This window comes from Pseudoalteromonas sp. MB41 (assembly GCF_020966275.1).
GTDB classification, from domain to species: domain Bacteria; phylum Pseudomonadota; class Gammaproteobacteria; order Enterobacterales; family Alteromonadaceae; genus Pseudoalteromonas; species Pseudoalteromonas lipolytica.
Map to the genome: position 1 here is coordinate 58,887 of NZ_JAJJZF010000004.1, position 13,425 is coordinate 72,311.

Genomic DNA, 13,425 nt, shown 5'->3' on the forward strand with positions numbered 1-13,425 from the left:
ACAGGCATTTGGTTAATATAGGATTTTAAGGAGTGTATAAAATGATTGAGAATCATTATAGTTTTGCCAAACTTAGTTATAATGAAATGGCCGAGGAATACATCAGGCACGAAGATAAAAATATACCCCGTATTCAAAAAAATCCTCGCTTAGGACTCTATACACAGTTTACCCGTAATATCATTGACTCATTCCCCATGGAAGCGATTCAAAACCCCAATAGCTACCATGCTTGGCTCTATGTTATTCGCGCTTCGCAATTAAGCCACGGCATATTTCAAAGCAATGCGCATGACGGCCAATCTTTCCCTTTTTTTTACGATGATGAATATATAGAAGTGACTGGTAAACGCGACCCTGAACATGCTGAGCACCCTGTGTGGTTACTTGCTTTGTACAGCAGTATTATTGCCCGTAACCATGATGCAATCGCTTACTTAACGACTATCGATAACGATGTGTTTAAAACATCTAATTATGGTAATCAGCGCACCCCGTTTGATTATGCATTGTCTGATTTACTCAAAGGGGTATTTAACCCTAGCGCTGATTTAGCCAACTTAATTGAGCAAGCATACCTTACCTGTAACCCAGATGATTATGTCGAAGATGAAATTTACTTATATGTTAGTCGTTTGGAGTGGCCACTTATCCCTGTGATCACCGCTATATTCACTGATAACGGTGAGCAAGAATATAATCAAGCCATGGAAAAAGCCTTGCTGGCTCATAGGGAATATTACAACAACGAAGATCACGAAGATGAAAATGAAGGTGCCATCCCATTAGCTTTAACAGCCTTAGCCATCATCGCTAAAGACGTAAAAGGCTACAAGCTCACTGTTGAAAATGGCTACATTCCAGCATGGTTAATGGATGTTGGCAGCAAAGCATGAACTTATATCCAGCTTTGCTGCCGTTAATACTCATCATGTTTGAGTTTTTCACAAAAATGCCCCACGAAGGTGGATTACCTCATGGCACAATAAGTACTGATGACCTTGTGGAAGGTGAAGATATTGGCTTAACACGCTTAATGGGCCGGTTAAATGCAAGAGGCGATCAAGGTTATAGTTTATATAACTATTCTCGCAAAGGTTTTGAAGGTTCAAGCTATCAACCATTAATTGTTTCAGATAGTTACCTATTTCAGGGCGGTTTTTTTGACACATGGAAAGAGCTTGCCAAAAAATACGAAAACGACACTTTATAACTACAATGCTAAGGACAGCACATGAACACAGACGCAAAACACATCCCACAGCAGCTGGGGCAATATCTCTATCAACAAATTAACGATGACTGGTCGAAAGCGATGCTAGTTTTAGATTGCCAGCACGATGAAGTCATTACATGCCAGGCCTTTTATGAAAAAGAGGCTGATAAAACTCAGCACCCTATTGCCGTTTCTGACCACATTATTGGTTTATTTAAAACAGTGTTTGATTCAGCAATACAAAATCAACCAGAAAATTGGCAGCGTGCGATTTTTAATCTCACTCGGCAAGGAAAGTTTAATATTACCTTTGAGCAAGAAGGTAGTACTGAAGAAAGCGTGATTCTTTAAATCTGACTAAAAATTAGATCAACAGAAACCTAACACACTGCTCTTTAACAACATGAATATTGGCAAAATCACTAAAAGTAATACAAAGAAATTAAGTTATTTAAACAGTTTATTAGAAGGAGCAGACTATGGCTCTGTTGAAACTTTCAACTTTGAGAGAAAGCTGATCAACTTAGAGCAATTTGGTGATGCTATTACAATCACACCTGTTATCACTTCTATTAAAAGGTAGCATTTAAATGACTAAACAATTTTTACCCCCCCCTAAAAGAAATAACAGATCCTAATAATCCTCCTGAAGGAGTAAAGCATCTGATTACTACAGCTGATTCACTAAATTACCCTAACAACTTTGAGTCTTTTTTACCCAAAGGAACTAACTCTCTATCGTCTCTCATAGAAATATCAAAAGAAAAGACAAACCTGACTTTAAATCAACTTGGCAATTTGATGCACTGCTGTCAATTTTACCTTGGTTCGTTAATAAATTTGAGTTTTTCACAAAAATGCCTCACGAAGGTGGATTACCCCATGGAAAAATAAGCACTGACGATTTAGTTTAAGGTGAAGATATTGGCTTAACACGCTTAATGGGGCGGTTAAATGATAGAGACGATCAAGGCTATAGCCTATCAAACTATTCACGGAAAGATCATGAGACAACAAATTATCAAATTTTAAATATATCAGATAGTTATTTTTTCCAGAGTGGCTTTTTTGATACGTGGAAAGAGCTTGCCAAAAAATACGAAAGTGGCACTTTACAACAACACCGCTAAGGACAGCAGATGACAACCATTATCCACACTCCAAAACAACACGTCTTATTTAACCTTATAAATCAGAGTCAATTTAATATCACTTTTGAGCTATATAGTAAAAACAACCAAACAAACCTTTAACTCATTAAATAAACAATAATGAAAAATCATTAAATAATGTATTTTTCAAAACTATAATTTGAACCTCATTAAGATACATACTAAAATACCACAAATTTATTATTGATAATAAATATGAAAGTCACGGAAGACTAATAATAGCCCCTGAAATACCTATTGTTATTCCTTGATTCTTCATGAAATTTCAAATCATAAACAGTTATGTTTATTGTGAACAATTAAATGGAGTAATTATGAAAAAGTTAAGTGCATTATTTGCCTTTTTAATATTAGCAGGCTGTTCATCAAGTCCTGATATTGAACCACAACCAGAACCAATTGTAGAACCTTCATCTGAAGTGATAGAAGACGAGTCAGTTATTTCTTTAACCGTTATCACAACACCTGATGATGCTCGAGTGCGCATTATGAATATCAAGCCTGTTTACGAAGATGGTATTGAGCTTAATGAAGGTAAATACGATATTGAGGTAACTAAACCTGGTTACTTAACTTACCGAAAGTGGGTTAATGTTGATAAGAAAACGATTTTAACCATCGAACTTGATAGCATTGAATCTATCCAAGCATCGCAATAAGTAATTTATTGATAAAAAAGGAAAGCCACTGCTTTCCTTTTAGTATTTAAATTAACTGTAAATAATACAGTGAAAACAGCGCACTACAGTTAACGATGATAGTTAACCACAGTACGGCGATAAAGCTGCGCTTTTTTGATTTATGCCTGAACCATTGTTGCGCAATTAATGATCCAGGCCAGCCACCAAACACACCTAAGAGGTGTAATGTGCGTTCAGGTACACGGATCACATCTTCACCATGTTGCACTGCTAATCGTTTATCCCAGCCATACACTAAAAAGCTAATTAAGCTTATACCGCTGTAAATCCCAGCGATAAGGTATGGCATATTTAACAGCCAACAGGCGAGCCATAACAATGCTAAAAACAACAATGAAAATGTAATTAATGTTTTCTTAATCAATGAACTATCGCCTATACTCAGCTAAACGAACGAAATTTATTAGGCTGTATTATGGCATATATAAAATCATTTTTACTATCACTGTGCTTTTGCTCTTTAACAGCACTTGCAACAGAGCAACCTCTCGATGAAAAACTAAAAGTATTTGAGCCTTACTTAGGCACTTGGCAATCAGACTTCAACGTAACAGCTGGCAAACCAGCAGTACAAGATGTAAGTACGTGGCAACGTGCACTAAATGGCACCGCCATTAAAACACTTCACTCAATTAACGAGGGTGAATACGGTGGCGAATCGATGATTTTCTGGGATAGCAAGAAACAATCGCTGGTTTTTTATTACTTCACCACCGCAGGTTTTTACACGCAAGGTACGATGAATGTTTTGAGCCCGACACAGTTTGTTGCCTACGAGAATGTGACTGGCAATAAAGAGGGAATTACAAAAGTTAAATCAACCAGCGAATTTAAAGATAACCAGTTTGTGGTGTCGACATCGTATCTTAAGAAAGGGCAATGGACTAAACCTGAAACACGCACTTATACCCGTAGTAATAAACAGGTGGTATTTAAGTAACGCGTATTTAAGTATTTAAAAGAAACTAGGGTAAGGCGACTTAGCCTTACCCCGTAAATCAGTTAGTGTCTAAAATCAGCCATTAATGCAGGGATCCCAGGCAACATTCCTACAAGAGCCATAACCCCCGTTAAAATAATAAACATCACTAATGGAATAATCCAACGACTCATTTGGCTTAATTCAGCGCTTCGCTCTTTACACCCAATTAAACCTAAATTATCGAGCAACATCGTTAATGACCAGCCAAATGCTGGATTAACCAAGGTTGATGAAAACACCACTATGGCTGCTGATTGCGTGGTTTTACCTTCTCGGGTCATTTCCATGCCTGCTTCAAGTAAGGGAATAAATACCCCAACAATCAAGGCTACACACAATACGGGTTGCCAAATAGCTAAATCCATTGGGTAACCCCAAATACTGGCAATAATACAAAATAATGCAGTTAAAACTGCACCCGCTGGGATTGGGCGTTTCGCAATGGCTGCTGGCACAATATAGGTGCCCCATGAAGAGGTAAAGTTCGAACCACCGAGAAGCGAGCCAAACGTTTGACGAATTGACGCACTGAACATTGTGTCGTCAATATTCATTTGTACTTTTTCAGTACGTTCTGGGTAACTAATTTTTTGGAACACTTGATGGCCTAAAAAGTCGGGAGACCACATCGCCACAGCCAGTACAGCAAATGGCAATACCACCACAAAACTTTCGAGTGTGGGTAGGCCTAACATCCAGCCTGTATTTTCACCCCACCAATACATTGGGTTCATATTCGGCAAGCCCGGCGCTGTTTTAAATTCAAAAGGTGCGCCAAGTGAAAAGGCAAGTAACCCCCCTAATAAACAGCTTAATGGCACAGCAAGCCAACGCTTTTTATAATGCTCAAGTAATGCATAAAGCACAATGGTTGATAAGATCACGATAAATGCGATATGAGTCATATCAATGCCTTCGGCCCACGCAAACAGCTTTTTAACCTGTGAAATAGTGCCAATAAAACCAAGGTAAAGAAGCAAACCACCGCACACACCGCGACTGGTTAACCCAGCGAGTAAACTCCCCCCTTTACTGAGCGCTAATAGCAAGCCAAACGCCCCAATTAGTAAACCAAATGCCATGGGATGACCTCCCGCAGCAACAACAATTGGAATTAAAGGAATAAGTGGTCCATGCGTTCCAGCTAAGTTTGCCGTTGGTAAAAAGAATCCTGAAAACAATAAAATAAAGATGGATACAATTAATAGCTCGTAGCGCACATTTTCTAATATAAAACCTTCGCCAAGACCAAGTGGTGCTGCAAACGTAGCTGCAATGGCTCCCACCATCACTACTTTACCGATTGTACCGGCCATTGCTGGAATTGAATCTTCGAGCTCAAAGCGATAATCCCTAAAGGGTAAGTTTGGACGCCAACGCTTTGGCTGCATAATTTGTAGTTCGTGTTCTAGGTATTCATCGCGACTTGAAAATTCACTGCTGGGTTTATGAAGTGCTTGATAGCTTTTTTGTCCACTAAGCGTCTCTGATTCCTGATCAGCAGGCGTTTTTGACGCTTCATGCTGCCTCATATTCATGACTTCTCCTACTACTTATCTTGAAAAATTGTGTGAGTATTTATTTTGTACTTAGGGTAAAGCAGCAAGACACAAAACACGATTAGGCAAAAGGTAGGGTATGAATTTTGAAAAACACCTTTCAAGCAAAAAGCACAACAGGAAAAGTAAACTTAAGCAATTGATTTTAAATGGATTAAATTAATATGAGACAGTGTTTTTAAATTTTAATACCCAGTAAAAAGTCAGAATTGAACACATTAACTATTAGTCTAATAAATTGCCTAAATAGTAAACGCTAAAGTACGGTATAAAAACAAAAGCCGTCAGTTACTCAGTAATCTGACGGCTTGAAGTGTGCGACTCAACCGCTATTTGGTTTTAAGCTTATTAAGCTCATCATCCTGCTGTGCCACGAGCGCATTGAGCGTTTGACTACCGTCGCCGGCTTGAGTCGAGAGCTCGGCTAGTTGCGATGCAGCATCTGAGATTAGGGTTAGATTACGGTTAATCTCCTCGGTTACTGAGCTTTGCTCTTCAGCTGCTGTCGCAATGTGGGTGATCTGTTGCGTGATTTCATCCACTTTAACAACCACTTCATGCAGCGCATCAAATGCAACAGACGTTTCGTCTACCGCAGTTTGAGCACGCACAACCCCTTGCTCAATGACTTTTGACGCATTGCCGACCTCTAGCTGTAAGCTGTCGATTAAACCACTAATATCGTCAGTTGATGCGCGTGTTTTTGATGCAAGTGCACGCACTTCATCCGCAACAACAGCAAAGCCTCGACCTTGCTCACCCGCTCTCGCAGCCTCAATTGCGGCATTGAGCGCTAATAAGTTGGTTTGCTCTGCAATGGTTCTGATCACATCAAGTATTTGTGTAATGTCATTACTTCGCGCAGCCACTTTTTCAACGGCTTGGTTCGCTTGTTTAATCTCACTCGACATCGTTTTAACTTGAGTCACCGCCGACGATAAGCTCGACTCACTGTTTACAACAAGGCTATTAATTTCGTCTGCTTGCAGTGCCGATTGCTCAGAAGCTCGTGCCACTTCAAGGGCAGTCGCACTCATTTCGTTCATGGCTGTAACCACGCTTTCAATCTCTTGGAACTGTGATTGAACATTGTGTTTTGTATCTACCGACACATGCGTCGCTAATTCAGCTTGTTGTTTTGTCTGCGCAGAAACATTTTTCAGTTCACAGATAAGATCTCTTAATTTAGCTAAGAAAGCATTAAACCCTGTTGCCAACGCAATCAACTCTTCATGGGTATCAACATGCAATGTTTGTGTTAAATCGCCCTCTGAACTTGCCAAATTATCAACCCGTTGCTGTATCTGCTGAAGAGGAGCAACGATCGTACGGATCACCAGCAACATGATCACAAAAGCAGCGCCTGCGATAATAATTCCGGTGACTAAAATCAATCCTCCAAGCGTATTAGCATTTTCGCTCATGCTGTCAGCTAATGCTTGCGGCCCTTCAAGAGCAAGTTCAGTCGGCACTTCGATTAATAAATTCCACTGCTTTTTAGCAAGCTTAATAGTGATGGGGTAGTTAACTAAATACTCGTCCTCGACCTTAAAAATTCCGTTTTGTTTTTTTAATCTGTTGTAGTTATCAAGCATATTTTTAGGCACGACTTCTTTAAGTGGTCGGCCTAATTTATCTTTGTGATGACTGCTCCCTACAACCAAATCAAGCGAGCTTAATAAGGTTACGCGCGCTTTTCCGTTATACAGCTCTTTTGACAGTTTTTCTGTCATTGTTTGGAACACGGGTAACGTTAAATCAACCCCTGCAACACCAATGAACTCACTGTTTCTAATAATAGGCACCGTAAGTGAGGTCATCATTTCTGAATAACCTGGCGAAATTTCGTATAGGTACGGCTCCATAATGCACGGGACTTTCGTGTCTTTTGCACAAAGGTACCATTCGGCTTCTCGTTGACCGAATTCACTCAGTTTATCTACATATTTTTCTTCTGCGTCTTCAACCACTTGCTGCTCAATAGCACCATCACGATTACGCGTAAAATAAATTTCTAGGGTACCTGCCCCTGCAACTGAATGATCATAACCACTTATAAAATTCGCATCACGGCCATCAAAACCATTGCGTTCGAATTGGGTATAGATAGATGAAAGAAGTGTATTTTTTTCTAATAATGCGCGGTTTAATTCAACCACAGCATCACGCGTAATGGCATTTGCAGCTTGTTCATCACCGAGGATAGCTGCAAATGAATAAGGCACACGGTAAGCTTCATTTATAAAGCCAGCGACTTGTTCGCCATATGCTGCCGCATTGGAAGAAAGTTTATCTTCAACCTCGGCAACAATTAATTTTTCAGACTGCCCAGCAAGTTGCTCATTACTTTGTGAAAGCTGCCACCAGAGCACACTAGAAAGTACAAACACTGTAATAAAAATGCTTCCTACGGTAAGCCATAAAAGCTTTTTTGCTAATGCTAACTGCCGCATTGAATATTCCCGTTTTTATTGTTTATTTGATAATAGTTTAGACTATCTTGCTAAACTAACAGCAACAAACATAAAAAAAAGTATGAGTTTTTACTTTTTATTCAACGACCAGGTCGTAACAGATGCCATTGCTAATAAAGCCACACTCACCCATAAACACGCAACCAGCCCGAACACCTGAAACACCCAACCAGAGAGCACCGTTCCCACTAGTCGTCCTAACGCATTTGCCATGTAATAAAAGCCCACGTCGAGCGACACGCCATCGTTGTCTGCGAAACTAACAATTAAGTAGCTATGCAACGATGAATTGACCGCAAAAATGAAGCCAAAAATCAATAAACCAATCAATAAGCTTAGTTGCATAAACACGTTTAATGTCAGTGCTGTAGCCAACAAACAAGTGAATAGTGTTAATGCAGTTACCCACATTGCAGCTTGGCGTGTTGGCAAAAAACCTACTTTTTTATGGCCTGTGATACGCGGTGCCTGAGTTTGCACTAAACCGTAACCAATTACCCAACACGCTAAAAAGCCACTCACCCACCAGTGTTGCCAACCAAACTGCGTTGCCAAATACACAGGCAGTGCCACTACAAACCACACATCTCGCGAAGCAAATAAGCACATTCGGGCAAAGCTGAGTAAATTAATTGCCCGCGATTTTGAGAATAAGGTTTTAAATTTTGGCTTATTCTTAGCTTTTCCGATGTCAGCATTAAGCGTAAGCAGGCTTAAAATCCAAACCACTCCCAGCATCACTAACATGGCAAAAATAGCGCCTGTGAAACCAAATAATGTGAGTAACACGCCGCCTAAAAAGAAGCCGAGTCCTTTCAACGCATTTTTAGAACCAGTTAGAATAGCAACCCATTTATACAGGGTTGACTCTCCCTCATGGCCTTTAGGTACCAAATACTTTATCGCACTTTTAGCACTCATTTTATTCAAGTCTTTAGCAATACCACTCAGCGCTTGTGCAGTCATGACAAACCCGACCGTTAACCAGTGACTGGGCGCACACAACATGGCGAGCGCAACAAGTTGCAACAATAATCCCAAATTCATGGTTTTATTGAGCCCCAAACGTGCCCCGAGCCAGCCACCGACTAAGTTGGTAATTACACCAAATACTTCATAAAACAAAAACAGCATGGCAATTGCTAATGCTTCATACCCAAGCTGATGAAAATACAGCACCACCAGCATTCTGAGCGCCCCATCGGTGAGGGTAAACGCCCAGTAGTTACCGGTTATTATTAGGTATTGTTTTAATTCGTTTGGCAAAGCTGCCAATTGTTCACGCATCAAAATACCTTAAGACAATGCCACTTTACGAACCAGCTCAGCAGTGCGATTTGCATAACCCCACTCGTTGTCGTACCAAACGTAGAGCTTTAATTGGGTATCGTTAACAACCATTGTTGAGAGCGCATCGATAATGCCACTGCGAGGATCGGTTTTATAATCAATAGACACTAATGGCTTTTCTTCGTAACCTAAAATACCTTTTAATTCACAGTCGGCGGCTTCCTTAAACCACGCATTGACTTGTTTTTCAGTCACGCTTTCTTTTAATTCAAACACACAGTCGGTGATTGACGCATTGGTCAGTGGCACTCGCACTGCATGACCATTTAATTTTCCTTTTAATTCAGGGAAAATATGGGTAATAGCAGTAGCGCTGCCTGTTGTGGTGGGGATCAAACTTGTGCCGCAAGAACGCGCACGACGCAAGTCTTTATGAGGCGCATCAATAATGGTTTGTGTGTTGGTTATGTCATGAATGGTGGTCATTGAGCCGTGCTTAATGCCAACCTTTTCCTGTAGTACTTTTACAACAGGTGCTAAACAGTTCGTGGTACACGACGCCGCTGTAACAAGTTGATGCTGTTGTGGATTATAAAGATGATCGTTCACCCCCATCACAATATTTAACACGCCGTCTTCTTTAACCGGCGCAGTGACAACAACCCGCTTTACACCTTGCGCTAAGTATTCATCGAGTAAGGCTTTGGTTTTCATTTTACCGCTGGCTTCAATCACGATATCGCAGTTTGACCAGTCAGTTTCTGCGATGGTTTTGTTGTTAGACACAGCAATTGTATGATGAGCAACACGAATGGTATCGTGCTCCACCGTGACAGGCGTCTGTAATCGGCCGTGCACCGAATCAAACTCAAATAAATGAGCATGGGTAATTGCATCACCGGCAGGGTCGTTAATTTGAACGCATTCAAGTTCAGGCCAATTCAGTGCTGCTCTAAGTGTTAAGCGTCCCATGCGGCCAAAACCATTAATACCTATTTTAATTGTCATTGTGCTGTCCTCTTTAACAACAGTGCGCTTGACGTTCGGGGCGATTCCCCATCGTTTCAAGTCGGGTTAAGTCAGTGTCGATTAGCTGAAAATTTGAGTCTAACGTCGCTTTTAGTATTTGCTGCGTCCAGTTAGGTAAATCTGAGTTTAGTTGGTAGTAAACCCACTGGCTTTGTTTTCTATCTGATAATAGCCCTGACTTTCGAAGTAGTGCCAAATGGCGAGAGATCTTCGGTTGGCTCAATGCCAAAGCCGCCACTAATTCACACACACACAATTCTTGCTGATGCATGATCAGCAACAACGTTTTTAAGCGTGTTTCATCCGCTAAACATTTAAAAAAAGCCGTAGGTTCTAAGTTATTCATAGCATCACCTTCGTTAGATAATGCTACTATATATGGAAAAACGAATATAAAAAACTCATATATGAAAAAACATATATTAAAGTTTTATGACACCCCGTGCTGTGTTTGCCATTGTGTTGGTGATACCCCAAACCAGGCCTTAAAACGACGACTAAAAATAGACAATTCAGCATAACCTAACCGCAAGGCTAAATCGGTCATACTTACATTACCGTGTTGAAGTAGTCGAACGGCTTCTGACTTTCTAACATCATCAAGCAGTTGTCGATAAGTCGTTTCATGCATAGTTAAAATACGCTGTAACTTTTTAGGGTGAACACCCATACTTAATGCTGTGTTTTCTTTACTACAGTCCCCTGTTGCCAATAGCATTTTCATGGCGCTTTCAATATGCAGCATTTCATCTGGGAGCTTATTTATACGCTGCATCTCAAGCTGATCTGCAATGAGGGTATCGAGAATGGCATCATTGAGTTTTGGTTTATACGTTAAAAACGCACTCGAAAAATAAATAGCATCAGTATCAGCATTAAATTCAACCTCACAGCCAAGCACCTTGGCAAACAAGGCCGTGTGTTCACTCACTGGCGACTGCCGAAGGCATACTTTATCGGCTCGCCACTTGGGACCCACCAGCTCTTTCATTACTTTATTGACTAAACACACGGCCAGTTGCGCTTTTTGAACAAATTCCTGCTTTTCATCAGACAAACGGACAAATCGTACTTCGCAGCTATTTTGCCCATATAAAGCAAGGTTAAGCACAATGCCCTCTGCATGTAGATAAATATATTTTTGGGCTACGTTTAAAGCATCAAGAATCGTTGGCTGGCGCGACATATACGCCCCAATAAGGCCCACGGTGCTCATACTTTGTTGACTCCCTAATTTTAAGCCAAAGCATGGTTCGTCACAGGCTGCTGCAGCGAGTTCTAAAAGCTGTAAATAGTGGCTATAAACAACAAAACTGTCGGGGTCACGTAATTGTGCAGGTAAAATGCCCGCGTGTTCCAATAGCGTATTTGGGTTTACCCCGTAACGCCTGACTAAACCTTCAAAGCCCGCCAAGCTTGATGAGCGTATTAAACTTTCCACAAAAATACCATATGTCCCAAAGAGTCATTTCAGTGTCCTAAAAAGTCAAATTAACTGCAAGTATTTTATTTAAGCTATCAGTTACCTTTGCTATTAGAGCACCGACATGAACATTGCAAAACATCCAGTCATTATCGACGACATTCTGCACACCACACTTGCAAAGCAACGCGCATTTGCAAAAGCCCAAGGGATAGAAAGCTATGAACAACGTCGTGAGCACTTACTTGCTTTAAAAGCCTTAATTACCAATAACCAAGAACGTATTATTAAGGCTATTAATCTCGACTATGGTAATCGTTCACGCCACGAAACGCTGCTTGCAGAGATCATCAATGCCTGTGCCGATATTAACAGTACACTCAAGCAACTAAAAAAGTGGATGAAAGTACAAAAACGTCATGTAGATCATCGCATGTACTTTGGAGCTAAAAACCGAGTGATACCACAGCCACTAGGGGTGGTTGGGTTAATCATTCCCTGGAACTTCCCAATAAATTTGGCATTTAGTCAGTTGGCAGCAGCCTTTGCCGCGGGTAATAAAGCCATGGTTAAAATGTCAGAGAATTCCCGTCATTTAAGTGCCCTACTCGCTGAGCTTGTTGGTCATTATTTCAAACCCGAAAAATTAGCCTTTTTTTGTGAAACAGGTGAAGTAGGGATTGCCTTTTCAAAGTTGCCATTTGATCACTTAATGTTTACCGGTTCCGGCGAAACGGGTAAAAAAGTAATGGCAGCGGCGGCAAAAAACTTGACCCCAGTTACCTTAGAGTTAGGTGGTAAGTCGCCTGCTGTCATCGCAAAGGATTACCCAATGCAAAAGGCTGTAGAACGAATAATGTATGTTAAACAGCTTAATGCCGGGCAAATTTGCACTAATGTTGATTATGTATTTGTGCATCAATCGCAATGTGAGCACTTTATAGAAACAGCGACCCATTGGGCAAAAAAACACCTACCCGATATTCACAGTGAAGACTACACAGCCATTATTGATGACCGCGCATTTAAGCGTTTAGTTGATTGCGTTGCTGACGCTCAGCAACTCGGTGCCAAAGTAATCACACTGGGTAAACAAGCTGCCGATGCAAAAACACGAAAGTTCCCGCTCACGATCATTATGCATAGTAATGACAATATGCACATTGATACTCGCGAAACTTTCGGCCCTATTTTAATGCTCAAAACTTACTACTCTCCCCAACAGGTGGTTGATTACGTCAGCGAACGAGATAGACCGCTGGCCTTTTACCCGTTTAGCTACGACAAGTCATTAATCAACTACTATATTGATAACATTATGTCTGGTGGTGTTAGCGTCAACGACGCGTTATTTCATGTTGGGCAACATGACTTACCTTTTGGGGGAGTCGGTGCCAGTGGTATGGGGCATTATCATGGCTACGACGGGTTTTTAACGTTCTCAAAATTACGTCCGGTGTTTTATCAAGCCAGATTTACTAGCATTAAGTTTTTAGCACCTCCGTACGGTAAATTTGCTGACCGGCTATTAGCCTTTTTAACCCGAATAAACTCATAACAATAAACCCCAACAGGTGAC

The 13,425-nt window shown here is 40.8% G+C and carries 13 protein-coding genes; 6 read left to right on the top strand and 7 right to left on the bottom strand.

Annotation, left to right across the window (positions count from 1 at the left end):
• Window positions 1-41: 41 nt before the first annotated feature.
• The 4 genes from LPA49_RS06665 (at window position 42) to LPA49_RS06680 (ending at window position 3,047) form a co-directional block, all read left to right on the top strand.
• Window positions 42-896, top strand: coding sequence for an immunity 49 family protein (locus tag LPA49_RS06665; protein ID WP_230236094.1), 855 nt, complete (start codon window positions 42-44; stop codon window positions 894-896).
• Window positions 893-1,213 (top strand): hypothetical protein, encoded by a 321-nt coding sequence (locus tag LPA49_RS06670; RefSeq protein ID WP_230236105.1) that lies wholly within the window; start codon window positions 893-895, stop codon window positions 1,211-1,213. The genes LPA49_RS06665 and LPA49_RS06670 overlap by 4 nt, the downstream gene beginning before the upstream one ends.
• A gap of 21 nt (window positions 1,214-1,234) precedes the next feature.
• The gene (locus LPA49_RS06675; RefSeq protein WP_230236107.1) at window positions 1,235-1,567 is read left to right on the top strand and encodes a DUF600 domain-containing protein; all 333 of its coding nucleotides are present in this window, start codon (window positions 1,235-1,237) and stop codon (window positions 1,565-1,567) included.
• Window positions 1,568-2,702: 1,135 nt separating this feature from the next.
• Entirely contained in the window at window positions 2,703-3,047 is a 345-nt protein-coding gene (locus tag LPA49_RS06680) for a PEGA domain-containing protein (RefSeq protein ID WP_199524976.1), read from the top strand.
• A 46-nt stretch (window positions 3,048-3,093) separates the two neighbouring features.
• Here the strand turns inward: LPA49_RS06680 and LPA49_RS06685 are convergent, their stop codons facing one another.
• Window positions 3,094-3,453, bottom strand: coding sequence for a DUF1294 domain-containing protein (locus LPA49_RS06685; protein WP_036972329.1), 360 nt, complete (start codon window positions 3,451-3,453; stop codon window positions 3,094-3,096).
• Between the two features lie 51 nt (window positions 3,454-3,504).
• Between LPA49_RS06685 and LPA49_RS06690 the strand changes: the two genes are divergently transcribed.
• Window positions 3,505-4,029 (top strand): hypothetical protein, encoded by a 525-nt coding sequence (locus LPA49_RS06690; RefSeq protein ID WP_065978941.1) that lies wholly within the window; start codon window positions 3,505-3,507, stop codon window positions 4,027-4,029.
• Window positions 4,030-4,091: 62 nt separating this feature from the next.
• On the opposite strand, the gene LPA49_RS06695 is transcribed toward LPA49_RS06690, so the two are convergent.
• The 6 genes from LPA49_RS06695 to LPA49_RS06720 form a co-directional block, all read right to left on the bottom strand.
• Window positions 4,092-5,609, bottom strand: a complete 1,518-nt coding sequence (locus tag LPA49_RS06695; protein WP_036972331.1) for a DUF3360 family protein — start codon at window positions 5,607-5,609, stop codon at window positions 4,092-4,094.
• A gap of 350 nt (window positions 5,610-5,959) precedes the next feature.
• Window positions 5,960-8,083, bottom strand: coding sequence for a methyl-accepting chemotaxis protein (locus LPA49_RS06700; protein WP_074988707.1), 2,124 nt, complete (start codon window positions 8,081-8,083; stop codon window positions 5,960-5,962).
• 90 nt (window positions 8,084-8,173) lie between these two features.
• Window positions 8,174-9,391 carry an organoarsenical effux MFS transporter ArsJ gene (gene arsJ / locus LPA49_RS06705; RefSeq protein WP_118845175.1) on the bottom strand — a complete coding sequence of 406 codons (1,218 nt, stop codon included), beginning with the start codon at window positions 9,389-9,391 and terminating at the stop codon, window positions 8,174-8,176.
• Between the two features lie 9 nt (window positions 9,392-9,400).
• Window positions 9,401-10,402, bottom strand: a complete 1,002-nt coding sequence (locus LPA49_RS06710; protein ID WP_230236109.1) for an ArsJ-associated glyceraldehyde-3-phosphate dehydrogenase — start codon at window positions 10,400-10,402, stop codon at window positions 9,401-9,403.
• Window positions 10,403-10,415: 13 nt separating this feature from the next.
• Window positions 10,416-10,769: a metalloregulator ArsR/SmtB family transcription factor gene (locus tag LPA49_RS06715; RefSeq protein ID WP_036972337.1), complete on the bottom strand. Its 354-nt coding sequence runs from the start codon at window positions 10,767-10,769 to the stop codon at window positions 10,416-10,418.
• A gap of 84 nt (window positions 10,770-10,853) precedes the next feature.
• Window positions 10,854-11,864 carry an AraC family transcriptional regulator gene (locus tag LPA49_RS06720; RefSeq protein WP_036972338.1) on the bottom strand — a complete coding sequence of 337 codons (1,011 nt, stop codon included), beginning with the start codon at window positions 11,862-11,864 and terminating at the stop codon, window positions 10,854-10,856.
• Window positions 11,865-11,970: 106 nt separating this feature from the next.
• On the opposite strand from LPA49_RS06720, the gene LPA49_RS06725 reads away from it, so the two are divergent.
• Complete coding sequence (locus LPA49_RS06725) at window positions 11,971-13,404, top strand: coniferyl aldehyde dehydrogenase (protein WP_230236111.1); 1,434 nt, start codon at window positions 11,971-11,973, stop codon at window positions 13,402-13,404.
• The last annotated feature ends 21 nt before the right edge of the window (window positions 13,405-13,425 follow it).